Annotated in this window: 26 protein-coding genes and 2 pseudogenes; 14 read left to right on the forward strand and 14 right to left on the reverse strand. The window is 68.5% G+C overall.

Features of this window, described 5'->3' with window-relative positions; all coding sequences use genetic code 11:
- The 5 genes from ACP4E5_RS11120 (at position 1) to ACP4E5_RS11140 (ending at position 5,935) form a co-directional block, all read left to right on the forward strand.
- The gene (locus ACP4E5_RS11120) at positions 1-765 is read left to right on the forward strand and encodes a FadR/GntR family transcriptional regulator (protein WP_425827488.1); all 765 of its coding nucleotides are present in this window, start codon (positions 1-3) and stop codon (positions 763-765) included.
- Positions 766-1,174: 409 nt separating this feature from the next.
- Positions 1,175-2,590 carry an 8-oxoguanine deaminase gene (locus ACP4E5_RS11125; protein ID WP_425827490.1) on the forward strand — a complete coding sequence of 472 codons (1,416 nt, stop codon included), beginning with the start codon at positions 1,175-1,177 and terminating at the stop codon, positions 2,588-2,590.
- Positions 2,587-3,987 (forward strand): uracil-xanthine permease family protein, encoded by a 1,401-nt coding sequence (locus ACP4E5_RS11130; protein ID WP_425827492.1) that lies wholly within the window; start codon positions 2,587-2,589, stop codon positions 3,985-3,987. The genes ACP4E5_RS11125 and ACP4E5_RS11130 overlap by 4 nt, the downstream gene beginning before the upstream one ends.
- A gap of 104 nt (positions 3,988-4,091) precedes the next feature.
- Positions 4,092-4,367 (forward strand): hypothetical protein, encoded by a 276-nt coding sequence (locus ACP4E5_RS11135; protein WP_425827494.1) that lies wholly within the window; start codon positions 4,092-4,094, stop codon positions 4,365-4,367.
- A complete protein-coding gene (locus tag ACP4E5_RS11140; RefSeq protein WP_425827496.1) occupies positions 4,364-5,935 on the forward strand; it encodes an amidase in 1,572 nt (523 codons plus the stop codon). Before ACP4E5_RS11135 ends, ACP4E5_RS11140 begins: the two co-directional genes overlap by 4 nt.
- A gap of 156 nt (positions 5,936-6,091) precedes the next feature.
- Here ACP4E5_RS11140 and ACP4E5_RS11145 read toward each other — a convergent pair whose 3' ends face one another.
- Positions 6,092-6,316, reverse strand: a complete 225-nt coding sequence (locus ACP4E5_RS11145) for a hypothetical protein (RefSeq protein ID WP_425827498.1) — start codon at positions 6,314-6,316, stop codon at positions 6,092-6,094.
- 308 nt (positions 6,317-6,624) lie between these two features.
- Between ACP4E5_RS11145 and ACP4E5_RS11150 the strand changes: the two genes are divergently transcribed.
- The 7 genes and pseudogenes from ACP4E5_RS11150 (at position 6,625) to ACP4E5_RS11180 (ending at position 12,392) form a co-directional block, all read left to right on the forward strand.
- Entirely contained in the window at positions 6,625-7,362 is a 738-nt protein-coding gene (locus ACP4E5_RS11150) for a hypothetical protein (RefSeq protein ID WP_425827500.1), read from the forward strand.
- Positions 7,363-7,515: 153 nt separating this feature from the next.
- The gene (locus ACP4E5_RS11155) at positions 7,516-8,007 is read left to right on the forward strand and encodes a hypothetical protein (protein WP_425827502.1); all 492 of its coding nucleotides are present in this window, start codon (positions 7,516-7,518) and stop codon (positions 8,005-8,007) included.
- A 112-nt stretch (positions 8,008-8,119) separates the two neighbouring features.
- Positions 8,120-8,305, forward strand: a complete 186-nt coding sequence (locus tag ACP4E5_RS11160; protein ID WP_425827504.1) for a hypothetical protein — start codon at positions 8,120-8,122, stop codon at positions 8,303-8,305.
- Positions 8,306-8,523: 218 nt separating this feature from the next.
- Positions 8,524-8,682, forward strand: a pseudogene (locus tag ACP4E5_RS11165) (IS5/IS1182 family transposase); the annotation flags it as partial.
- 446 nt (positions 8,683-9,128) lie between these two features.
- On the forward strand, positions 9,129-9,476 hold the full coding sequence (locus ACP4E5_RS11170) for a hypothetical protein (RefSeq protein ID WP_425827506.1): 348 nt from the start codon (positions 9,129-9,131) through the stop codon (positions 9,474-9,476).
- A 1-nt stretch (position 9,477) separates the two neighbouring features.
- A complete protein-coding gene (locus ACP4E5_RS11175) occupies positions 9,478-10,551 on the forward strand; it encodes a hypothetical protein (protein WP_425827508.1) in 1,074 nt (357 codons plus the stop codon).
- A gap of 95 nt (positions 10,552-10,646) precedes the next feature.
- Complete coding sequence (locus ACP4E5_RS11180) at positions 10,647-12,392, forward strand: hypothetical protein (protein WP_425827510.1); 1,746 nt, start codon at positions 10,647-10,649, stop codon at positions 12,390-12,392.
- Between the two features lie 32 nt (positions 12,393-12,424).
- Here ACP4E5_RS11180 and ACP4E5_RS11185 read toward each other — a convergent pair whose 3' ends face one another.
- A complete protein-coding gene (locus ACP4E5_RS11185; protein ID WP_425827512.1) occupies positions 12,425-14,092 on the reverse strand; it encodes an APC family permease in 1,668 nt (555 codons plus the stop codon).
- A 305-nt stretch (positions 14,093-14,397) separates the two neighbouring features.
- On the opposite strand from ACP4E5_RS11185, the pseudogene ACP4E5_RS11190 reads away from it, so the two are divergent.
- Positions 14,398-14,508, forward strand: a pseudogene (locus ACP4E5_RS11190) (IS3-like element IS1141 family transposase); the annotation flags it as partial.
- Here ACP4E5_RS11190 and ACP4E5_RS11195 read toward each other — a convergent pair.
- From ACP4E5_RS11195 to ACP4E5_RS11250, 12 genes are all read right to left on the reverse strand, one after another.
- The gene (locus ACP4E5_RS11195; protein ID WP_425842180.1) at positions 14,493-14,723 is read right to left on the reverse strand and encodes a hypothetical protein; all 231 of its coding nucleotides are present in this window, start codon (positions 14,721-14,723) and stop codon (positions 14,493-14,495) included. The pseudogene ACP4E5_RS11190 and the gene ACP4E5_RS11195 overlap by 16 nt on opposite strands.
- Positions 14,724-15,013: 290 nt before the next feature.
- The gene (locus ACP4E5_RS11200) at positions 15,014-15,367 is read right to left on the reverse strand and encodes a hypothetical protein (protein WP_425827514.1); all 354 of its coding nucleotides are present in this window, start codon (positions 15,365-15,367) and stop codon (positions 15,014-15,016) included.
- A complete protein-coding gene (locus tag ACP4E5_RS11205; protein WP_425827516.1) occupies positions 15,364-16,203 on the reverse strand; it encodes an N-formylglutamate amidohydrolase in 840 nt (279 codons plus the stop codon). Before ACP4E5_RS11205 ends, ACP4E5_RS11200 begins: the two co-directional genes overlap by 4 nt.
- Positions 16,200-16,883, reverse strand: a complete 684-nt coding sequence (locus ACP4E5_RS11210) for an SMI1/KNR4 family protein (protein ID WP_425827518.1) — start codon at positions 16,881-16,883, stop codon at positions 16,200-16,202. The genes ACP4E5_RS11205 and ACP4E5_RS11210 overlap by 4 nt, the downstream gene beginning before the upstream one ends.
- Before the next feature lie 59 nt (positions 16,884-16,942).
- Positions 16,943-17,569: a hypothetical protein gene (locus tag ACP4E5_RS11215; protein ID WP_425827520.1), complete on the reverse strand. Its 627-nt coding sequence runs from the start codon at positions 17,567-17,569 to the stop codon at positions 16,943-16,945.
- Complete coding sequence (locus ACP4E5_RS11220; protein WP_425827522.1) at positions 17,566-18,285, reverse strand: hypothetical protein; 720 nt, start codon at positions 18,283-18,285, stop codon at positions 17,566-17,568. Before ACP4E5_RS11220 ends, ACP4E5_RS11215 begins: the two co-directional genes overlap by 4 nt.
- Positions 18,278-18,691: a hypothetical protein gene (locus ACP4E5_RS11225; protein ID WP_425827524.1), complete on the reverse strand. Its 414-nt coding sequence runs from the start codon at positions 18,689-18,691 to the stop codon at positions 18,278-18,280. Before ACP4E5_RS11225 ends, ACP4E5_RS11220 begins: the two co-directional genes overlap by 8 nt.
- Positions 18,692-18,773: 82 nt before the next feature.
- Positions 18,774-19,424 (reverse strand): hypothetical protein, encoded by a 651-nt coding sequence (locus tag ACP4E5_RS11230; RefSeq protein ID WP_425827526.1) that lies wholly within the window; start codon positions 19,422-19,424, stop codon positions 18,774-18,776.
- A 187-nt stretch (positions 19,425-19,611) separates the two neighbouring features.
- Positions 19,612-21,138: an AAA family ATPase gene (locus ACP4E5_RS11235; RefSeq protein WP_425827528.1), complete on the reverse strand. Its 1,527-nt coding sequence runs from the start codon at positions 21,136-21,138 to the stop codon at positions 19,612-19,614.
- A gap of 59 nt (positions 21,139-21,197) precedes the next feature.
- On the reverse strand, positions 21,198-21,599 hold the full coding sequence (locus ACP4E5_RS11240) for a hypothetical protein (protein ID WP_425827530.1): 402 nt from the start codon (positions 21,597-21,599) through the stop codon (positions 21,198-21,200).
- 208 nt (positions 21,600-21,807) lie between these two features.
- Positions 21,808-21,966, reverse strand: coding sequence for a hypothetical protein (locus ACP4E5_RS11245; protein ID WP_425827532.1), 159 nt, complete (start codon positions 21,964-21,966; stop codon positions 21,808-21,810).
- 126 nt (positions 21,967-22,092) lie between these two features.
- Positions 22,093-22,548 carry a LexA family transcriptional regulator gene (locus tag ACP4E5_RS11250; RefSeq protein WP_425827534.1) on the reverse strand — a complete coding sequence of 152 codons (456 nt, stop codon included), beginning with the start codon at positions 22,546-22,548 and terminating at the stop codon, positions 22,093-22,095.
- Positions 22,549-22,725: 177 nt separating this feature from the next.
- On the opposite strand from ACP4E5_RS11250, the gene ACP4E5_RS11255 reads away from it, so the two are divergent.
- A complete protein-coding gene (locus ACP4E5_RS11255) occupies positions 22,726-23,559 on the forward strand; it encodes a hypothetical protein (RefSeq protein ID WP_425827536.1) in 834 nt (277 codons plus the stop codon).
- Positions 23,560-23,614: the final 55 nt, after the last annotated feature.

The raw sequence follows: 23,614 nt of genomic DNA on the forward strand, positions 1-23,614 counted from the left end.
ATGTTCAACAAGGTGGACGGTCCCGTGCGACTCGCCGATCGCGTCGCCGCGATGCTCACCGAGGAGATCGACTCGGGGCGGCTGACGGCGGGCGACAAGCTGCCGACCGAGGTCGAACTCGTCAAGCAGCTCGGCGTCAGTCGCACGGTGATCCGCGAGGCGGTCTCCCGGCTGCGCAACGCGGGCCTGGTGGAACCCCGCCAGGGCCGCGGCGTCTTCGTACTGCCCCGCCGCATCCGCCCCCTCGACCTGGAGGGCGACACCGAGTCACCGGGAACGCTGGCGAAGGTGCTCCAGATCGTCGAGGTCCGCCGCGCCATGGAGGCCGAGGCGGCACACCTGGCGGCGACCCGCGCGAAGCCGGCCGACATCGTACGGATGCGGGCCGCGCTGGCCGCGATCGACACGGCGGTCGCGGCGGGCGGCGACGGCACGGACGAGGACCTCGCCTTCCACCGCTCCATCGCCGAGTCGACGGGCAACCCGGTCCTGGTCTCGACGGTCCACTACCTCGGCGAGGTCTCCCGCGGCGGCATCCGCGTCACCCGCGCCAACGAGGCCCGCCGCGACGACTTCTTCGAGGCGGTCCGCCAGGAACACCAGGCGATCCTCACGGCCATCGAGGAGGGCGACGCGAAAGCGGCCCGCACGGCGGCCCGCCGCCACATGAAACACGCGGCGACCCGCCTCCAGAAGGCGGACCCGGAATTCTGGGACGAGGCGGAGCACCTGGACGTGGACGTCCACCTGGACGAGCGGGCCTGAGCGCGCCCCTCACGCTCCGGGGAACCCGGTCGGGCCGTCACCGTCACAGTCTTCACAGAAGGCAAAGGGCGTCCTCCGCTCCGGCCGAGTCGGCGTAACGGCCTCGAAACCCGCACGGGCGCGCACCCGCAACACTCCCTGCCTACCGTCCTGTTCGGCCCGTCCACCCCGGTCCCGTCGGCCCATCACCGCGCAGCGGTGCGGGCACGTCGTTCCGTCGGGCGGTGACGATCCGGAGGCTCGCACGGCCCCGGGACAGGGCAGCGCATCCAGGTCGGCTCGTGCCCGCCCGTAGGGCGAGGACGTTCCGGCACCGCTGTCCGCACGCGCCGGTGACGTCCGCCGTCCGCCCCTCCCGGGAGCGGGGTTTGGCGCACCAGGTGCGTGCGCCTGCCCGAGGAGGCCCCGCATGGCGCCGCCGAACCATCACCCCCGGAACGCAGAGAGTGCTCCCGTCCCCGAAGCCGATCTCCTCATCCGCGACGCCGCTCTGCTGGTCGTCGACGGCGGATGCGAGATTCCCGGCGGCTGGCTCGCCGTGCGGGACGGACGGATCGCGGCTGTCGGGGACAGCTCCACGCCACGACCGCCGGCGCGGCGCACCCTGGACGCCACCGGACGACTCGTCACCCCCGGGCTGATCAACACCCACCACCACATCTTCCAGAACCTCACCCGCTCCTACGCGCCCGCCGTCAATGGCTCACTCTTCGACTGGCTGACCACGCTGTATCCGCTGTGGTCGGCGCTGGACGAGGAGGCCGTACACGCGTCCGCCTACGTCGGTATGGCGGAACTCCTCATGGGCGGCTGCACGACCTCCATGGACCATCTGTACGTGCATCCGCGCCCACGCCTCGTGGATGCGGAGATCGCGGCCGCCCGTGAGATCGGTTTCCGGTTCCATGCCACGCGCGGCTCCATGACGCGGTCGGTCGAAGACGGCGGGCTGCCGCCGCGTTCGGTGACGCAGACCGACGACGAGGTCCTCGCCGACAGCGAACGCGTCGTCCGTACGTTCCACGACCCGTCACCCGGCGCGCTGATCCGCGTCGCGCTCGCCCCGTGCTCGCCGTTCTCGGTGACGAAGGAGCTGATGACGGCGACGGCCGAGCTGGCGGAGCGCCTCGACGTACGCCTGCACACGCACCTCGCCGAGGACCGCGACGAGGAGACGTACTGCCAAGAGGTGTACGGCTGCCGCCCGGTGGAGTACTTCGAGCAGGCGGGCTGGATGACGGACCGCGCCTGGGTCGCGCACGGCATCTACCCCAGCGACGAGGAGATCCGTCGTCTGGCTGCCGCTGGGGTCGGCGTGGCGCACTGCCCCAGCTCCAACATGCTCATCTGCGGAGATACGGCCAAGGTGCGCGAGATGCGGGAGCTCGGGCTGCCCGTCGGCCTGGGCTGCGACGGATCAGCTTCGACCGATCACGCCTCACTGTGGATGGAGGCGCGCGGCGCCCTGCTGCTCGGCCGCTACCGGGGCGGCCCCACGGCCATGACCGGGCGCGACGCCCTGGACATCGCGACCCGCGGCTCGGCCCGCTGCCTGGGACGCGAGGACGAACTCGGCCACCTGCGGCCGGGCGCCTGCGCGGACCTCGTCGTCTGGGACACCCATCCGCTCGCCCTGGCCGGTGCGTTGACCGATCAGGTCGAGGCATGGCTGCGCTGCGGGCCCTCGCGGGCGTGGGCCACGGTGGTCGCGGGCCGGGTCCTTGTCGAGGACGGGGAACCGAGGCTGCCGGGGCTCGCCGACGCGCTGCGGGATCACAGGCGGATCGCCGCGCGGATGCAGGGGATCGGGGGTGCGGTGGCATGAGCGACATCAAGCCGATTGATACGGATACAGATACGGATACGGTTCTATATACAGATACAGATACGGATACAGCGCCTGGTGACGTCCCGCAGACGCCACCCGCGCCCGACGTCGAAGCCAAGTTGCCGCCGGGCAAGACCGCCCTGGTCGGCCTGCAGCAGCTCCTCGTCTCCAACGTCTGGCTGGACCCCCTGTTCATCGCCGGGGTCGGCGGTCTCTCCGCAGGGCTGTCCGCCAACCTGGTCGCCGTCACCTTCCTCGCCGCCGGTCTAGCCACCCTCGTCCAGACATGGCGCCTGGTACGGCTGCCCATCGTCGAAGGACCCTCGTCCGCGTTCGACGCGATGGCCATCGCCGCCGCCAAGTCCGGGCAGCTCGCCGCCGCGACGACCGGCCTCGTCATCGGCGCGGCCCTCGTCTTCCTCGCCGCCGTCACGGGCGTCCTGGGCAGCGTGCGCCGTTTCTTCACACCGGCCGTGACAGGGACGGTGATGCTCCTGGTCGGGCTTGTGCTCGCCCAGTTCACCTTCCTCGAGTTCTTCGGCGGCGAACCGTCCGCACCCGGGTTCGCGGCGCCCGCGACCGTTCTCATCGCGGTGGTGACCTGCGGAGCCGTATACGCACTCGGCCGCGGCCGCACCCGTCCGTACGCGTTCCTCCTCGCACTCGCCCTCGGCGACGGACTCGCCGGTGTCTTCGGCCGGCTCGACTTCGGCGTGGCCGCGGACGCCGCCTGGTTCGGGCTGCCGTCCTTCCTGCCGTACGGGCCGCTCACCTTCGACGCCGGTCTGACGGTGACCATGACCGTGATCTTCCTGGTCGCGGTGATCGAGGCGATCGGCTGTTACGAGGCGACGGCGGAGCACACAGGACGCACGCTCACCTCCCGCCGCCTCGGCGCGGGCGTCGCGGGCGAAGCGGGCGGCTCGCTCGTCTCCGGACTGTTCGGCGGCTTCGGGACCACCGCTTACGCGCAGAACCTGGGGGTGGTGCAGATGACGGGCGTCGCCAGTCGGCGTGCGGTGCGGGCGACGGCCCTGATCATGATCACGCTGGCCTTCTGCCCGAAGATCGGGGCCTTCCTGGTGGCGACCCCGGCCCCGGTGGTCGGCGGCCTCTTCCTACCGGCTGCGGCCGCGGTCTGCCTCGCGGGACTGCGTCTCATCGGCAAGGTCCTGGACGATCAGCGCCGCCTCCTCTTCGTCGCACTCGCCCTGATGGCAGGCCTGGGCCTCCCCACACTCGGCCGCCCCTTCCTCGACCACCTCCCGTCCGTCCTCGCGGACCTCGCGGGCCAGGGCGTCGTCGTCGGAACGGTGACGGTCCTCGCACTCGAAATCCTTGGTGGACAGCGAAGTTCGGGACCTACAACGCGGTCGACGTCGGGAGGCCGGTAGGCGCGTTACGGCTGTGAAGCACATGCTCAATGGGAAGTTCACGGGCCGGTGATGAAGTCACCGCAACCGTGTCAACCGTGTCCGATTCCGGAGGAGCTGTGAGCATGGACTCGCTGAGCGAGGAAGAACTGGACGCCTACATACGGGCCCGGCTGGCCCTGGCCGGCTTCGACCTGGCCAAGCTGCCCGAAGAAGCCGATCCGGAATCCGGGGTGCCGACGCGCGCCCAAGCGCTCGCCTCACTACGGGTGTTCGTGGCGTCTACGCCCGGTGCCCTGTCCTCCTGGACGCCGCCCGCGACGGATGCCGCCCACGCACAGCAGGAGTCCGCTCCACTGATCTATCCGTCGATCGACGAGGCGCGGGGAGGCCGACAGTGAGAACATCGAGAGCCTTCAACCGGCGTACATTCCTTGCCAGTTCCGCGGCGGCGACCGTCGTCGCCACGACCGGGGCCACGCCCGCCCACGCCGCGGCCGCTGCACAACAGCCCCCTGCCGTCCCCGACATCGACGTACGCGACGCCGCCCGCAGCGATCCGTCGGAGGCCACGCTCGCCGAGGCCGCCGCCCTCATGGCGCGGGGACGGCTCACGTCGGTCGAGCTGGTGGAGGCACACCTCGACCGCATCACGCGGTACGACGTCACGTACCAGGCGTACGCGGAGGTGACCGCGGACAGCGCACTCGCAGCGGCGCGCAAGGCGGACCGCGGTGACGGACCCAAGGGTGCGCTGCGCGGCATCCCGCTGTGCATCAAGGACAACTACTTCACGGCCGAGGTACCGACCCGCTGCAACTCGTACATCTTCGAGGACTTCGTGCCCGACCACGATGCGACCGCCGTGGCACGGCTGAAGGCAGCGGGTGGCATCGTGCTCGGCAAAGGGCAGATGGGACCGCTCGCCACGACGCGGGCGACGAAGCCCAACGGCACGGTCACCACCGTCAACGCCTGGACGCCCGAGGACCCCTCGGTCGATCCGGGCGGCTCGTCCACCGGGCCTGCCTGCGCTGTCGCGGCGCGGCTCGCGGTGTCATCGATAGGCACGCAGACCGGCGGTTCGATCGTGCTGCCGTCCAACCAGCAGAACCTGACCGGACTCAAGCCCACCATGGGGCGCGTATCGATCCACGGCGTGATCCCGCTGTCGTACACCCGCGATCACGCGGGTCCGCTGGCCCGCGACGCCATGGACGCCGCGCTCATGCTCACCGTCATGGCCGGTCCCGACCCCGGCGACCCGCGCACGCTCGGCCTGCCCGCGGTGCCCGACCTCGTTACGTCGGCGACGCCCGTCGTGGGGCGCGGCGGCGCGGTGCGGATGCGCCGGGCGACGCGGGTCGGGGTGCCGGCGGACTTCTTGGCCGGTGACGGGCTGGGGCTGCGGAAGGCCTTCCTGGACCGGCTCGACGCGATCTCCGGGGTCACCCTCCTCGACGTGGCGTATCCCGACGACTGGGAGCTGCTTACCGGGGCGTTCAACGCGGCACGCCTGTCCGAACGCACCGAGCCGTTCCGGCACTGGCTGCGCGAAGACCCGGCCAAGTTCGGGGTGTCGCTGCTGAGCTGGCTGCAGGGGCTGATGATCTCCGGCGACGAGTGGATCACGGCACAGCGGGCCAAGACGCATCTCCTGCGCGAAGTCCTGGACGAGGTGATGGCCCGCTGCGACGTACTACTGCAGACCAGCCCCGTGCCGTTCGACATCCTCGGGCTGCCGGAGATCGCCTTCCCGATCGGTTTCTCTGGCGACAACGTGCCTGCCGGTGTGATCCTCGGCGGCCAACCGTACGAGGAGGACCGCCTGCTTGAGGTCGCTGCGGCGTATCAGGCGGTGACGGACTGGCACACACGGCGCCCCGCCGACCCCGAAGCGGCTCGCCTGCGGTCCATCGTGGCCCGGCCACGCATCGGGGCGAAGGAGGCCGCGGAGAAGTCGGCCTGACCGACGAGCTGTTGGAACTTCAGTTCCGCGGACGGCGCCTCGCCGCGACACGGGCCCTCGTCCGGCGCGCCCCGCCAGATGGTTTTCGCGGACGGTACCGGGCCACGCCGAGGGGCCAGGAGCCCGCCCTGAACACCAGCACGTCCTCATGCTGGATCACGGCGAGGTGGTGCCCGCGGCGGCGGGCCCAGCGGACGTTGTGCGGATTGCATGCGCGGCGATCGCGGGGAGCATCTTGCCGGGGATCTTGTCCACGGCCCGGTCGAGCAGGAGTGCGCCCGGCCGGGCGTCGGTCTCCGGATGCTGGTCGGGGACGGGGAGCCACACCGTCGTGGGGACCAGGGACGATGAAGCGGGTGCTGGCCTGGGGCTGGCGGTCATGGAGTGCGTCGTGCACAGCGAGGCCGGTACAGCGTGCTGACGACTGGTATGGGAGATGGGCGTTGGGCGCGGGTGCCAGCACCCCACGTGCCAGCTTTGCGAACCTTGAGTGACTCTGACGAGAACCATGAGGACGGCAGTCAACAATCGTGACGTGGCACCAGGCTCACGGGGACAGCTCCGGAGCCGAGGCACCTTGCCCATAGCGGCACAGCTGCAATTGTTAGTCTCACCGTTCCGTGACACGTGGGGCGCAGGGGAAGGCCGGGGCGGGTCAATGTCTGGGTACGACGTACAGAGCGCGGCCCTTGGCGCATTCCTGGCAGGGCGGGGCGCAGGAGTCCTTCGATGCGAAGCTGACCGCGTACGAGGAAGCGCTGTCCGGCGAGGCGGACGACATGGAGACCGTCGCCGTACTCCTGGAGACGGCAGCGGAAGCCTGCGCCACGGCCGAGCAGCTGATGATCGACCTCATCATGGAGATCCTGGAGACGGTGGCCGCGGCCCTCGTGACCAGCGCGATTCTGTCCCTGGTCACGGCCGGTGTAGCGGCTGCGATCGGGCCTGTGGTCGCCACGGCGGGTGTGGCGACGAAGGTCCTGCGCGCCGTGAAGATCACCGCGAGCCTGGCCGACAAGCTCACCGACATCGCCAAGCGGCTCAAGGCGATCCGCCGCGCCGAGAAACTCGCCCAGGAAATGAAGCGGCTCGGCGCGGGCAAGAAGGTCGCCAACAGCTACCGCAACGGCCTCAAGCGCTTCAGAGCCAAGGATGAGGACGGCAACCGGCTCGGCACCGGGGCGGATCTCACCGAGTACGCGATCTACCAAGGGGTGAAGAAGGGCGTAAAGAAGGGCGTCGTCGCCCCAGCCCTCGGCAATGACGTGGGCGAACCCATCGGTCAGGCGATGACCGAGTTCTCCGACGAGGGGACAGCGCAGCGGCACGCCGAGTACGACGCCCGGCCCGCATCGCAGAGCTTCGACGAGCGGATGCACGCCGCCGAATCAGCGAGCGACCGCGACGTGCGCAGCACCTTCGGCTGATCCAGTACCGTCCGGACCGATACCGCATCAAGGAGCAAGTGACCAGTGGCGCGTTCCCCTCGACAGCCGCAGCAGCGTGACACGCAATCGATCACGGCCGCGACCGCCGCGCTCGGTGCACCCACGGCGTGGGCCGAGGCAGCAAGGTTGCCCGTGACCGCCAAGCGTCCCCCGCGCAGGCTGCGCCCCGCCTCCGACGTGTTTCCCCACCGGGGGCGGCGCACGGCGGGCGACCGTGCAGCGGACGCCGGCGCCGGGTTCGTCGACTGGATTCTGGATCCGTTCGGCTCCCTCGGTGACGCGTTCGTCGGTCCCTTTCGCGGTCCGGAACGTCGCCGTCAGGAGAAGTGGCTCAAGGGTGGCTGGTCATCGACGGCCGGCGAGCTCGCGGCGCGCCTTTCGATCCGGGGACGCCGCGTACTGGCGTCCGGCGCAGAGGGCCTGGCGCTGGTGTACGTGGGACGTTACGGCACCGAGGTCGCCTGGCAGTGCCCGTCATCGGCCGTCAAGGACATCGAGCTCGCGCACTGGGTCCGCCCTGACGATGTTGCGGGGGGTATGGTGCGCATCCATTTCCGCGACGGCTCGTGGGTGGACGTCCAATTCCCCGGATCCAGCTGGCGGGCGGTGACCGGCGCCGCATAGCGGCATGCAACCGAGGCCGGTGCGAGGCCCGGCAGCTGGCCGACGTGATCGCCCTCGGCGAGCGGAGTGCCGGCACTCCGCTGCCGCGGCCTGGCAGTGCGACACGTTCATCATGTACTGCAGCGTGCGCCGGACGGGCCGTGACGCGGGCCCGCTGCTCGTCGCACTCGATCGCGATCCTTTCCAGCGGTACACCAAGCGTGGCTGCGAGGCGGACGGCGCAGCGGGCCAGGTCGCGGGCGAGGCGGGCGGCAGCCGACTCCTCCTCGGCGGGCGGTGCCCTGTGATCGAGTCGTAGCCCGGAGCGCGACAAAGCCGAGATCTACAAAGAGCTCGCCCTCTCCCTCACCTACCAACCCGAACAACAAAAAGTCCTGGTCGAGATGGCTCTCGACCAGGACTCACAGCGAAACCGTAGGCTCACTTGACGTGTCCGAGGGGGGGAGTTGGGCGGTGGGCCTAATGGTGGCGCCGTTGAGGGGGACGTTGGAGCTGGTGGGGGCGTAGGGGCCCGCAGGTCTGAGCCCCGTGAACCGGGGCAAGCCAGGTTCCAAGATGCACCTTCTGACGGACGCGAACGGACTGCCCCTGGTCATCGGCGACTCCGCCGTCACTGTCCACGACAGCCCCGCACTGAAGCCCATGTCCGAAGGCCACCAGCCGAAACACGACCCCCTACCGTAGATGCGGCCGTCGGCTATGAGGTCGAACTCGATGTTGTTGTGCTCGGCGCCCCGGGAGAAGTTCGCGCTCGTCACGAGCAGCTGGCGGTGGTCGATCGCGAGGAACTTGGCGTGATTGCGTACGTGGACGCCGTCGAAGTCCTTGGTGCGCCATGCGGCGGTGGGTTGCAGCTGTCAGCCGTCCCGGAAGTCGAGGGCGCGCGGTGTCCGCTGTCGTCGGATGCCCGGGCGTCGATGTAGACGCCGCCGCGGACAGCCGTCTCGCTCAGCGCGATCCAACCAACCGCCCGACAGTTGTAATGGTTGCGTAAGGGGCTGCGCCATCGGCTTTCGCCTGTGGGTGATACCTAGGCACAGTGGTGGGGTGGCGGCGTATTGTCGCACGGGCACTGCTGTGCGCCTTCGAGCCTTCGCAGGCGACGGCGCAGGAGGGGGAGAATGGTGGCGACGGAGATCGCGGTGACCGTCCGAGGCAACCTCGGCCTGGACGACCCCACGCTGCTTGCCGACAGACTCGCCGAGAAAACCGGCGTCCAGTGGGCGCCGAAAGAGCCGAATGACTCCCACCTCGCCGGCGGCATAGCGGAGATCATCCTCATCGTCGCGCTCACCAAGGCGACCGAGCTCTCCGTGGAGCAGATCGTGGCCGGTGCCAAAACCGTGCTCGCCGAGCTCAAGGAACGGTGGGTCTCCCCTCCAACAACCGAGATCGAGCAACGTACGGTCGCCGAGCCCGATGAAAATCCCGAGCAGGGCGAAGCCGAGCAGAATGGCGCGGAGGACTGAGATGGCATCGCAGGCGATCGTGATCGCACCATCCCAATACGCCGACGGCTCCGGCCTGCAGCGCCACGCCTCGATCGCGGCCAGCGGGGATCTCTACGAACGGGTCCTGAAGCAAGACCCGTTGTGGGGACCGGAGAACTTAACCGTCCTGGACCGGGCCCAACTCGGATCCGTGCCCAAGGTCATGGCGGCACTTCAAGAGAAAGCGAGGCTGGTGGGAGCGAGCGACACCTTGCTGGTGGTCTATGTCGGCCACGGGGCTGCCTGGGAGGACGTTCCTGGAGCGCAGGTGCACTTCGCGGTCGAGTCATCCCGCAAGAACGAGCCATGGACCTGGCTGAACAGCTGGTATCTCTACCGAGCCATCCGCACCTCGAACGCCTCGCTCAAAGTGCTGATAGCCGACTGCTGCTTTTCGAACAAGCTCCCCGGGCTGGGGGGTGACACACCTCCGCAGGGGCTGCGTACGGACGGACTCCCTGGAGTGCTCGGCCATCCCGACGGCGGTACTTGCGTGCTGTCCGCCCTCGAAGGCGACCGCAATCTCGCCGATCCCAAAGGCTGTCCGCACCTGCCGGACGAGTTTTCCCAGTGCACAGCCTTCAGCGGGCACCTCCTCCACCAACTCGACAACGGGACAAAGGGATACGACAGCGACTGGACGTTGAGCTTCCTTCGCGAGGCCGTGTGGCGGGACATGGCCGACTGCGACGCGCACAGCGGCCAGGTACCTGAGATGACCCTGAAGGGGCGCGGCGACAGCATACTGTTCACCAACCAGGTAGCCCCGGGCTCGCGCACCCAGATCCAGGAGCCGCAGAACATCGATGAGTGGACGAAGGTGCTGAAGCTGAACTTCGAGCACTACACGTCCCAGCTCCAGCAGAAGCCCTTGATCGCCGGGGAGATAGTGGCCGAACTGCGCAGGCCCCAGCTGCAACAGGACGATCAGAGCCAGTACCTGGCGGAGCGCATCGATACTTGGGCGTGCACGGCCTACAGCGATCCCGAGGAGTTCTACCAGTACTGGACAACAGTGGAACGCAAGTTGCAGCCGGTGCCGGAGGGTGCGTGATCCCAGAACCAGCCGAGGGCGGGTCCAGGGCTGGAGAGCGGGGCGCGCTGGGTGACAGCGGGTTCGAAGGCCCGAGAAGCACTGACGTTCCGCGCGTGCGTCTGTCGGCCACATCGGCCGTCAAGAGGTCCATCGACAACTTCAAGCGGGACATCGAGTACATCCGTCGGCATGCCCCCGAGTCAAAGGCCTCGGACGCACTCCTCTTCCTTCAGACGTTCGCCGAGCGCAAGCCGATCGACGAGCTGGTCCGGGAATCCAGAAAGCTGGACGAGCGGGATCGGCTGACCGTCTTGGCGAGCGCCGCCCTCAGCCGTTCCCCTGCGGATGCTGCAGCCGTCGCGACGGCCTTGGTCGTCGAAGACGACAAGCATGACGCTGACGAGCACGGCGCACACGGACAACAGGCCGAGCAGCCGGTGATCGACAGCCTCGTCCAGGCCATTGCCCGCCAGCGGCTCGTCACCGACGTGGCAGCCTTCGTCGAGGCATGCCGGAAGGCACAGTCGACGCTACTCAGCGATCGGACGCTGGCCTCGTTCGCAGACGCCGACTCCGGACGCACCGCCTTCGACAAGGCGCTGCTGTACTTCGTCCTCCGCGACCAGGGATTGCGGGCCGAAGCACATACTCTGCTCACGGTGTGTCTGCAGGAGGTCGCGAAGCAAGCGAGGCGCGGTACCGCGGCAAAGGCAGCCGATGCACAGGACCGAGGGCGCGGCGCCACGGCAGGGGCCGGTGACACTCGAAGATCCAGCGGGCTCAAAGGGATCCACGATCTGGTGGGGGCCTTCCACTTCCTCAGCCCTTCCGAGGCGATCCTGGAGCGGTATGTTGACCTGGCACTTTCCGACGTGCCCGACGAACTGCCGTCCATGAGCTGGTTGGTGGTCTCGCTCATGGATGGATGCGAGGCCTCGGAGTCCGGCAACATGCTCAGCCGGCACATCGCCGATCACTGGTCCGGCGAGCATGTCGCACAGGCCTGCAGTGCCCTCAGACAGGCACAGTCCGAGCACTTCGCGGAGCTGCGCAGGCTGGCCGCACGTCGGCGGACTCGCGGAAGGCTGGTCGACCTGGTCACCAACTGGTGGCGGAAGGACGATCTACGGGACGGGTTACCCGCCCTGATGGATGACGTGGTGTCCACCGGATCCGAGGGAGGACCGAGGGCACTGGATCAACTGGATTGGTTGGTAGGTGAGCTGCACCAGCACTTGGACGCGGGCCCCGAGTGCATCCGGCAGCTGTGGCTCGCGGCCGCGCGGCAGGTGGCAGGGCGGACCGGGCCAGATCTGACCGGCATCCTCGAGCGCATCAACTCGTTGAAGGGCCGGTTCAGCGGGTTCAAGGGCCGCGGTGATCTGCGCACCGCGGCCCGTGTAATGGGGGAGCAGCTGGCCGAGCAGGTCCTGGCGGACGGTGCGGACATCTCGCTGTTCACGGACTGCCTGGGCGCATTGGAGGACCACCAGTCTGACGCGGTGCGGGCCGCCTTCGCCGATCTGGTCAATCCCGCACGGTCGGTTCCGGAGGCGCACTTGGGAGACGTGGTCGCGGACATCGCTGTACGCCTTCGAGAGACTCCATTGCACAAGAAGGGCTGGGAGGCCTTGCACCAGCTACTGAAGTCGGATATGCGCGTCGAATCTGCAGATGTGGTCACCGCTGCTCGGCGGCTGCACGGCGCGGACGTGCCCGAGGACGCGCGCAGGGACCTGTTCAAGGGCACCGTTGGAATGTGGGGAGACACCACCCGGCGGGAAGCGGCTTGCAACGCACTGCGAGAAGCGGGACTCACAGCCGAGGCGAGCTGGGCGCAAGGGCTGTCGTGGTTCTGAGCCAGTCAAGCGTGACCTTGAAGAGCATGTGATCAGGAGTCGCTCAATTGCCTCGGCCCGCGCGGTATCTTTCGCTGCTGCGCACGTGCGTACCTCCGGGAGTGGTGCACCATGCACCAGAGTGCAGCCAGTGTCAGCAGCGGCACGAGGACGCCAACGGCGACCACGGCGCCGCGGCTGTGCAGACCCGCGTCCGAGCGGAAGAACAGGTCGGCCAACAGCCATGTCACCAGCATCCCCAGCAGGGGCACCGCCGGCCTTAGCTCTAGCCGGTGCTCAGGGCGATGGATCTGATGAAGCAGCGGCTCGACCCCGCCAGGCAGCAGCAACGGCACCACCAGCAGGACCAGCAGCATCACACCCATCCCGGCCAGGCCCAAGGAGAGCGGATGCCAGCCGTTCTGGTAGAGCACCAGGCTGACACCGACGAAACTCGCGCCGACCAGTAGCCAGTGCACTTGTCGGCGTCGCTGGCCGTACGCCTCGGATACCTGGGGGAGGGTGAGCAGGCACACCCCTTGAAGTACATAGACGACCAGCAGCGGGATGCTGTTGAAGGCCGCGAGATCACTCCAGTTCCCACGGGCGGCGAACAGCAAGACCGCACCCAGCAGGAAGTCGACCGCAAGAACCGCCCAGTAGATGCGCTCTCGGCGCCCCCACGGAAGCCAAATCCGCGAGCGCGGTGCGTCGGCAAGCCTTCCGTGTACCAGGTCGTTGTGGCTGAGCTCGGCGATCTCCCGGGTAAGTGCGTGCGAGAAAACCAGCGCCGAGCCGGCCGGCGACACGATGGCATCGGCCAGCACCAGAATGGAGAGCCAGCCGAGCGAGGCAGCAGTCGCGAATGCGGCGTACGGGGAGGTCAGCACGCCACCACCCCATTCGTGCAGGTGCCCAAGGAAAACCGTCTGCAGCAGGGTGTAAAGCACCACCGTGGCCACGACCGTCCCGTACACGGCCCGGCGCAGCAGTCGGCTCTTCGTGGCTGCGTCAGGCGCCCGGACGTGGCCGGCCAGGTCCAGTGGGGCCTGAAAGCCTATATAGGCAAAGACCACCCCACCTCCCACCACCGCAGACATGGCTGCCGAGAGGGTGCTGTGTCCGGCCGGGACCGGAGCGGAGACGGCGTGGTGGGCGGTCAACGACGAGGCCAGCAGCAATGCTGCGATGAGCACCGGCACGGCAACCTTGAAGGCGGTCAGCGCCAGATTGAACCGGACGAACAACCGCGGAGCCATCAGGTTGAGGAGGTGCACCAGCGCCATCAGGCCGACCGCACAGGCCGTCCCGGCCGCGGTCAGCCGGCCGGTGTGGGGCTCAGCCACCAGGCCCGGGTACCAGTGCGCGATGCCCTGCGTCGCAGCCACCGCCTGTACGGCGGGAATTGTCGCGTAGGCAACCCAGAGGCCAGCTGCGACGATCAGCGCCACCAGCCGCCCGCTGCTGTCCAACGGATGGAGGATCAGTCCCCCGGTGCGTTGGATCGCCGTCCCCAGCTCGACCATCACGGCGGCGACCAGCAGCATGAGCGCGCCGCCGATCAGCCAGGACCATATGGCCGCCGAGCCAGCCGCGCGAGCAGCAGCAGCTGCGGCGAAGAGCCACCCCGAGCCGAGGATCCCGCCGGCTGCCATCCCGAGGAGCTCCCAGACAGAGAGCCCGCTTTGCACCGTTCCAGTCGACTCGCCTCTTTCCCCCATGTGCGCCGACTGCCCCCACCCATGTCGCGTAGACCGTGATTGCGAGAGAAGAATGCTACAGCTGTGCGGTATGCCGTTTCCCTCTGAGCGCGAAAGCTTCACTGAGGTTCCCCCTTACTCATACGCGACTTGACGAATCGTCACCGCCGTTTGTCCCGTGTCAACTTTCTTGGGCAGAAGGGCGGTCGTGTCCCTGGTGATGCAACGCCATGACTCTGTTGGCGATGTTCAAGAGAGTCATGGCGTTGCACTCGGCGGGACGCCATCTTCAAGCCGGAGCAATGAAACGACCCCCAGAGAAGCGGCGGCACTCCGGGATCGGCCTGCACACCCCCGCCTCCGTGCACTTCGGCACCGCCGAGCAGGTCCGCGACCAGCGGGCCGTCACCCTCGCCGAAGCCTACGAACGCCCCCCGAACGCTTCTCCTGCCGCCCGTACCTCCTGCGCGGCGTCCTCTTCTGCGGCGCCTGCCAGCGCAAGATGCAAGGCGGCGCCGTCCGCAACCTCACCGCCGTCATCCGCGACGCCGTCCCCGCCGACAAAGCCAAGATCTACCGCGAGCTCGGACTCACCCTCACCTATCAACCCGCACAACAAAAAGCGCTGGTCGAGATGGATCTCAACCAGCACTCTCAGTGTTCCCCGAAGGGCTCCCCGGCGGCCGTTGGGCCTGGGGTCGGTGTCCGAGGGGGGAGTTGGACGGTGGACCTATTGGTGGCGCCGTTGCGCACGGAGCTGGCGCTTGCTACGGCGTGAACGGTGTGCCGATCCAGGGCCTGACAGCGGGGTCCAACCACGCCAATACGAAGGGAAGGATTGCTGCTGCCCGGTCTCGTCGGAGTCAACGTCGCCGCGGGGCAGGACTGGCGATGCAGCAAACTTGGTGTGTCCCGTTCGAAGACCTTCGGGGTGGCAAACGTTCAGATCTTGGTTTCGGGCTCGAACTCGGGCACCGGGCACCCGTACCGGACAGCGAGATCGGCGAGGTCGAGAACGGCCAGCCGCTGCACATCGTTGACATCATCGGCAGGTACATCCGCCGTCGCACCGCAGAACGTGGTGTCATGGGCCAGCTCGGCATAGCGCACCATCTCTGTCTCGTAGAAGCTGCGGGCGATGTCAGTCCCGGCATGCTTGCCCGCCTGAGCCAGAAGGTACTTGATGTAGGCCTGGGACGCCTGCTGGAACTGCTTGTTGGTGCTGAAGTTGAGTCGCTGCCGCACGCGCTCCAGCAGCTCTGGGTGGATCGGCAGCGTCACGGAGGTGCTGGTCATGTCCGATTCTCTCTTTGATAGTTGGTCACCGGCACCCCGCCGGCTACGGACCCCGCAAGAGCCGCGAGCCCAGCGGCCAAAGAGTCAACCCCGTGGGTCGTACTGCCTCCAGGCTCGTGCATGTACTGGTCGCGTCGGATCTCGATCATCAGTGCCTGGACGCGGGCGTCTCGGCCGTAGTGCTTGAGGGGCACGTATGTACCGGCGAAGGGGCTGTTCACCGACGTCTCCCCCGTCGAGGCGAAGGCCTCCCGTGCTCGGTCCAGGAGTTCGGGTGGGGTGTGGAAGGGGTCGGTGCCCAGACAGATTGGCGGGCGGGGGCCGTCGCCGTGCAATTCGTACGGGAGGGTGCGGGTCGGGTACGAGTGGACGTCGATGATCACTGCTCGACCGGTGCGGGCCAGAAGGTCGTCGACGAGCTGGGTCATGGCCTGCGCGTAGGGGGTGTAGTAGGCATCGATCAGGGGCTGGGGGTCGTGTCCGGGTTTGCGGAGTGGTTCGCGGTGGGTGGTGTGGGTGTATACGGCGCCCATGCCCACAGCCAGCATCTCCTCGCGCTCATCAGGGAAGCGCTCGGGATCGATGACGAGTCGGGACAGCTGGTTGATGAACTGCCATGGAGTGAGTTCCACCTGCTGCGCCGCACGTGCCGCGATGTCGGCGGTGTGACCGTCGGTGATGTGGTCCAGCTCCACGGCCAGGGCGGTGTCGTCCAGGACCATGTCGCGGCGCACGTCGGCCGGGATGTGCCGCGCCGAGTGCGGTACGTGCAGCAGTACCGGCGATGTGGGCGCGCCGGCGAGTATGCGGTACCCGGTGTTCGCTTCGTGGGTCATGAGGTGCTCCGTGCGAAGAGGGTGGCGATCGCGTGGGGCCCGGGATTGGGCGGGTGACCGTCCGCGCCTTCCTCCCATCTGCCGATTCGTCCGCAGGTGGTCCAGAAGGGCACGTCGGCAGCGGTGGCGTGGACTGGGTTGGGCAGGTCTTCGTCTCCCGGACCGGTGAAGTAGTGGGCCAGGTCGCGGCCGACGGCGAGTACGTCGGTACCGGGGCCGAAGAAGGACAGGACGGGGTTCCCTGTGCCATGGGCGGCCTCCGGCAGGAAGCGCCAGCCGTCGACGGGAACCAGGATGGGCAGGACCGCGGTGTGTTCACGCGCGAGGGCGAGGGCTACAGCAGGGTCATCAGGTCGCGAACCCCACGACGGATGCCAGAAGTTGCTTCTGTCCACCTGCGACTCCACCCCTCTCGCCTGCCACTCCATCAGTTCACTGATGCGGCCGCTATCCAGGTCTCGCCAGTCGGGCCAGTTGTCCTCCTCGCTGTCGGCAGGCTGGCCAACGGCGAGCAGCGTGCGATGTTCGGGCGCGAAGCGGAACCCCCAACGTCGTTCAGCAGCGGCGATTTCGGCCTCCGTGAGGCCGGGCTCGATGGTGACTCCGAAGCCGGCGATGCGGTCGAGCAGCTGTCGGGCATCGGCCTCGGTGAGCGGGGCGTACGGGGTGATGCGATGCATGGTTGTGCGGTGCGCGGCCGGGGTTGCGTCGTTACGTGTCCCGTCGTGCCGGGGCGCAGTCATCGTGCGGGCTCGTAGTGGAATCCGGGGATGGCCGGGCCCTCGCTGGTGTGCAGGGGAACGTAGGGTTCGTCGCTCGGGGCGCGGCCCCCTCGGTGCTGCCCGAGCGCCTCTTCGATCGTCACGGCCTCTCCGGTCGGGCGGCAATTCCACTCCATGCGCAAGGTTCGTACGCCGCGCCGACCGGCTTCGGCTCGGGTGACGCGGGCCGGTCCCACGCCCTGCCCCTCGCCCATGGCCGCGTGCGTCGCGAGCACATCTGACAACCTGCGGTCCGCCCAGGGGTCGGGGTGGTCGGCCCCGAAGGTCTCGCGTACACACCAACGCGCTTCGCTCACGGCGTCCTCGTCGCCGCCGAGCGCCTCGTACAGCACGCCCCAGTCCGGGCGGACCTCGCCCCCGTACAGTCCGTATGCGAGACCAACCGCGACGCCGCTGCGTACCAGCAGGGACAGCGGCAGGAAGCCGCCCTCGAAGCCGATGGCGTGCATCGCGGCTCGCCACAGGTTGAGTTCTCCGACGGCCTGGTGGAATCCGACGGGGAGCGGGGGCGGGTGTTCGGCGCGGAAGCGGACCAGGTCGCGCAGGTGCTGCGGGTCGTCGAGCAGTGTGGGACTCTCGCTCATCCGGTCTCCTCGGGGGTGGGGGGCAGGTCGCTGTCCAAGCCGAAAGAGTCCTGCCAGATACGGCCGTTCATGATTTCGCGGAGCCGCTCCGGGGTCAGCTGCAGCAGGCGGGAGAGGTCGTCGAGAGTGAAGGTCGCCGAGGGGTCGTTGTGCTCGTCTTTCAGCCGGAGACGGCGCAGGAGCTTCGCCACCGCGGGCCGGTCGACCTCCGTGCACCCGAAGTCGTCGAACTCCGTGCCACCGTCCGGGAGTTTCCGGGGCGGGCTGTCGTCTCGCTCCCGCAGGCCGTTGCCGTCGAGCACCAGACGGGCCGTTCGGACGGCCACCTGCTCGAAGCCGCCCTTAGCGACGCGATAGGACCCCGTGGGGTGCTCGGGGTTTAGGCACTGGGCGATCACCACGGCCACATCCTGCGCTCCTCGGTAAAGACGGAGGGAGTACCAGAGTCCGTAGTTGAAGGTCTGCGGCGAGTCCGAGTGTGCGCCTTCGCGAACGGCGAGCCAGTCGCAGTACGCCTCTTCGGTGTCGCGCAGGAGGTCACCGAGCACCAAGCGGAGTCCCTCGGCCGTGATGACGGCCTGGACGGACGGTCCGGCACTGGGGCTTTCGGACAGAGCGCCGATCCTGAAGACGCCGTCCGTGCACCAGGGGCCGCTGGGGGTAGGGGACCCCGGGAAGCAGGGCGGAGCCTCCGGAACGCCAGGGCTCTCAGTCATACAGCTCCTCGGCCAGTACGGACCACTCGACAGCTGCGAGCCTGCGCCGAGCCTCCTCGGAGAAGGGCAGGTCCGTGTCGTCCTGCCACCAGACGATGTTCAGGTCGCCGTGCCGGCCACCGGCATCCTGGCCGGTGAACCGGCCCTGACAGTGCACACCCGGCAACCACTCCTCGCGCCTGGTGTCGCCGAGGCGGCGCGGAGGGGCGAGGACGTAGACGGGGACATGCGGGCTCGCACGGACAGCCTGCTGCCGCGCACCGTCGATGAGTTCCTGGTTGAAGCGTGAGTCGGGGGTGCCTTGCATCAGCCCTTCGTAAGTGAGACCGACGCTCAGTCGGCGCAGCTCAGCACGACTGCCGTCGCTGAAGTCGAGGGTCGCAAGACACTTGGGAAGGAAGGTCACGGGATGGGAACCCTTCGGATTCACCGGAGCAATTCCGGCGCGGCGAGGGAGTAAAGCGAACGAATGCTCAAGTCGACGCTGCTCAGGACCATGCGTGACCTGCGAGGATCGACTCCAGGCGCGCGGTGGTGATCTCCAGCTCACGAGCGACCGCACTCTTGCCACGGGCAGCCTTGGTGCTGCGACCCTCACGGATCAGCCCCTGTGCCTGCAGACTCCGCAGCAAGGCACCAACCTCAGCCCGACACCCTTCGCGCAACTCGGCGTCACCGTAGTCTTCGTCGTCCTCACCGATGTCGGCATCCTCGTCCTCGTGGTCCCCGAGCTGAAATCGACCGGCGAGCTGGCCGGCCGCAGCCAGCGCCAGTTCGCTGTACGTGCCCGCCTCGATGCTGCTCCCCTCGTCGGGGTCCCACTTCACGAGGTATGCGCTGCTGTCCGAAGCCCGGTAGATCTTCCATTCACCGTCGCCAAGCTCGAGGTCCGCAGGAGCATCCCCGCCCTCGAGGTAGATCGCCAGCAAGGCGTCTCGGGCCTCCTTGGCGTACGCCTGCGACTCTCCGACATAGATGCGCGTTCCGCGGTCGGTACGTAGGACCGCGACCGGCCTGCCTTCGTGTTCACCCTCGGTCACGGTGCCCAGGCCAAAGATGTCGTCACCAAAGGCATGGGTCTGGGCCCAATCGACGTGCTCCAGAGGAATGTCGATCTCGAAGTAGCCGGGGTCCAGCATCGAAGACCGCCTTTCTTGCATGCCGCGCCTCATCGTGCCGCTTGCTGTCATGGCCTCGGGCGCTCGCGCAGCCATAGCCCAAGCAGTGCTTGCCAGGACACAACCCCTGGACAAAGGTGTCAAATTGGATGAAGAGGTGACATCGACGCTTCCTGGAATACTCTGCGTCACTGTGAACGTGTGCCCCTCACGTGAGCGCACATGGTCCGCTTCCGTCCCGGGGACACGGTCCGAGCCCCGTGGGCAGGAACCGCCGCACAGCCGCAGCGACATCACCACCGCTGATGGTGACGAGTTCGTCGCGGGTGGGCTCCCTGCCATCCAGGTTCTCCACGACCCGCAGGGCCCGTGCCGCCGCGGTGCGTTCGGCGAGGGTGCGGGCGAAGCGGCCGTTGCCGAGCGTGTCGGCGAGCCCGCCCTCTTCAACGGCGCGGCAGCACTCGGTGAGCGCCCGCTGCCCCTCCTCGTCAAGGACGTCGGACTGGTCGGCGATCAGGACTTGCGTGATGGCCGCGAGCTCGTCGGCCGAGTAACTGGGAAACGGAATACGTGTGTTGAAGCGCGAGGCGAGCCCAGGGTTGGCCGTCAGGAGGACGTCCATCTCGTCGGGGTAGCCGGCGAGGACCACCACCAGCCGGTCGCGCTCGTCCTCGGCCCGCTTGAGGAGCGTCTGCACGGCCTCGTCGCCGAACGCGTCCCGGTCGTCGTCGCCTTTGGTGTTGATGAGGGAGTACGCCTCGTCGATGAACAGGATGCCGTCCAGCGCGCTGTCGATGACCTTGTTCGTCTTCGCGGCGGTGTGGCCGACGAAGCGTCCAACGAGGTTGCCGCGGGACACCTCCACCACATGTCCGCGCGCGAGCAGCCCTACGCCCGCGAAGATCTTGCCGACGATTCGGGCGACGGTCGTCTTGCCGGTGCCGGGCGGGCCCGTGAAGACCAGGTGGTGTGGGGCGTACCCGGCCGGAAGGCCGTGGTCGCGCCGGAGTTGGGCCAGGCGGAGCTGGGCCGTGAGCATGCGGACGTGTTCCTTGACCGGGGCGAGGCCGACCAGGGCCGTCAATTGCTGGACTGCTTCGTCGAGGGCGCCCGGGTCCGGGCCGGCGGCGACGTCGCCACGCTCGGCCGGGCGCCGCCGGACCGCGCCTGTGGCGGCTCCCGTCCAGGTCGCCGACTCCTCGTGGCGCGAGTTGTAGGGGTCGACATCGACCTCGACGTCGACCCGGTCCAGGGTATTGGCGGGAAGGATGAACGAGACAGTGCCGGTCGCGGCACGACCAGGCAGCAGACGCCCGCTGAAGGGCAACGCGGACAGTGTCGAGTTCCGCGCCTGCACGCCGTGCCTGCCCGCCCGCGCCGATGCCCGTATGCGGGAGACATTCGTAGGAGCGGAAGCGCGATTCACGACGGTCACGCTGCACTCAACGACCGTCTCGTCTTCCTCAGGCCCGTCCAGGAATCCGGCCGGCTCCCGAGTATGGAGGTCGTCCACCCACACCACGAGGCCGTTCGCGTACCTGTACTGGCGGCCCAGCGGCAGCGGGCGCCACGGGGCGTTGTCGTCCGCCGGTCGCTCCTGCACACCGTCACCGGCACTCCCGATCGCCTCGCTCTCGTCGAGCTCGCCGAGGGCTGCGAGGAGTTCGATCCTCCGTTGCGTCGCTCCGTCTGGGTGCTGGTGGTGCGGCACGTCCGGCCTTTCCGTTCGTTTCATTGGAATGTGCGCTCATGGCGGTGCTGGACGGTGGGCTACTGATCGCCCCCCTTCCTCCGTCAGGTCGACTGGGGCGCCCACGCCCAGAAGCGGGCCCGCTTGGTGCGGCGCGGATGCGTCGCCCGCCAGTGTGCGAACTCCCAGAACACGAGCAGCGCTACTCCGATCACCAGCACGACCCCGCCCTCCACGTCTGCAGGCGGCACCGACGCCTTCTGGTCCGTATTAACCAGGGAGAGGACATTGGCGAGCGCACCGAGGGAGACGAAGAGGACGTCGAGGGCGATCGCGACGCGTGCCCAGCCCCGGTGCACGGTCAGCCGGTGCGTGCGGATCCGGTCGAGTGCGGCGACCTCGGTGGGCGAACGGCGCCACACGAGCCGGACTATCTGCCAGCCCAGGACACCCATGGCCACGGAGTAGAGGAAGTACGTGAAGCTCTGGAACGAGCCGTGGGCCACGACAAGCAGCCCCAGGACGCCCGCTAGCCGGTGAGCGGGACGGCACCAACGGTGGGGACAGGTGCGGGTGGGGTGGTACGGGGTGGGCAAGAGGGGTCCAAGTGGTGTCGGGCGATGAGGAGTTGAGCGCCGCTGAGGGGGTTCCCGCGAGGGGGCGAGAGGAAGTGGCTGCTCCCGCCCGGCGAAGCGGGCGGGAGCAGCCATGGCGTCAGCCTTGATCGCCGAGGTCGCCGCGGCGGAGCCGACGCGACTTCCCGAGGCGGCGGCGTACGGCCGCCGGGTCCTTCATGGAACGGCCGAAGCCGCGCAGCTTGTGCGGCTTGCACAGCCGGCAGCCCTTCCAGCGCCGGTGTGGTGAGTGCGCCATGATGCGTTGTCCTTTCCCAGACACCCCGCCTTGGGGCAGGTCTGGGTCGAACAGGAGCAGCGGGCGCGTGTCGGAATGCACGGTGGAGCCTTTCGCGTGCTTGAGGCGGTGAGCGGATACGGGAGATCAGGCGGAGCGCCGGCCAGGGCGCAGCGAGCGAGGCCGACCCGTGGAAGCGAGCCACCCCTGGGCGGTGAGGTAGCGGATCGCATGTGCGCCCTGGCCCGGCGACCACCCGAAGGCCACGGCCAGCTCGCTCCACGTGGGGCCGTGTTCGTGCACCGCGCGGTAGTCGGCCACGTAGCGCATGACCTTGTGCTCCTTGCCGCGTACGAGTTTCTGCGTCTTGGTCTCGGGACCGTTGTGCACGGGTCGCCGAGACCGGGGCTTCTGGGAGGTGAGGTGCCATCCCGAACAGGTCGGGCAGTCGTACGCGGCCCGTGGGGCGGGCCGGCCATCGTCGTTCGGGTCGCGCCAGATGTACGCGAGCGCCAGCTCCGCGCTGATCCGGTCCCCGAAGTGGCGCTTGCCGCAGGTGTGACGCGGCCGGCGCTTGGACGGCGTGGTGTGGGAAGCAGGCATGGCGAAACCGTCCCTTCGAGCAGGTGCGAATCGGAAGGCCCACGGCTCCGGGAGCAAGCAGGCGTAGGCGGGACAGGGCGGACGACGCACAGCGGCGTCCGACTCCACGAACGTACACCAAGTTTGGAATTTCTTGGAAACCTTTGGAAGAGCATGGTTCAGCGGTAGGCTGTCGACATGGCCGCATCACCCGAAGAGCTTGAAGAGCGCCTGACGGACCTCCGCGCACAGCTGCGGGACGCCGCCCGCGCACGCGACAAAACGCGGACGAAGCAGATCCGCACCGAGCTGCGCGCCTGCGAAGTGGCCTGGGAGCGAGCCCTCGACGCCGAGGTCGCGCCCGAAGAGGCGGCCGCCCCCCTGCCCACACCTGCCGCCCCGCGCCCGGCCCGGGGCGCCGCGGTCCCCGTCAGGGAGCAGGTGCACCAGTCACTGACCGTGCTCGGCGCCCCCGCCTCACCCAAGCTGATCGCTTCGGTGCACGAGGCCTTCTTCGCCGAGCCCCTCGTGGCCACGAAGCTCGCCTCGCTCCGCCGCGACGAGGAACGCTCCTTCGCCTCCCAGGGGCACTCACGCGCGTACTACATCTGCGCGGCACTCACCCATGACCGGCTCGCGGCGGCCCGCGGCCTGCTCGCCGTGTCCGTCTGGCCCCTGGAGCGGCGCATCATCGCCCCGCTCAGCCCGCGATGCGACTTCCTCACCCACGCCGTCGGCATCGCCGAGCAGATGCAGCGCCTGCTCGCGGCCGACCACAGCCCGCCCGATGCGGCATGGCGGCTTTTGAGGCGTTTTGCTGTCAATATTCCAGGTGTCTACGATGACGGGGACCCGGACCCCGCCCGCGTCATCGCCGCCGCGCACAGCGAAGCCACGGTGCACCGGGAGACCGACGACCTGCAGCGCCAGGAGTCGGCGGACCGGGCTCGCGCTCGACTCGCCGATGCGCAACAGCTGTTCGGTGCGGCGTCGCCGCACGCCTTGCGCCCTGTCGCCGACGGCGGAAGCTGAATACAGGTACAGACGCCAGAACCGAAGAAAAAGAGCAGCAGACCGAAGAAGAGAC

The sequence above is a fragment of the Streptomyces fractus genome (assembly GCF_049844455.1).
In the GTDB taxonomy this organism is placed as follows: Bacteria; Actinomycetota; Actinomycetes; order Streptomycetales; family Streptomycetaceae; genus Streptomyces; species Streptomyces fractus.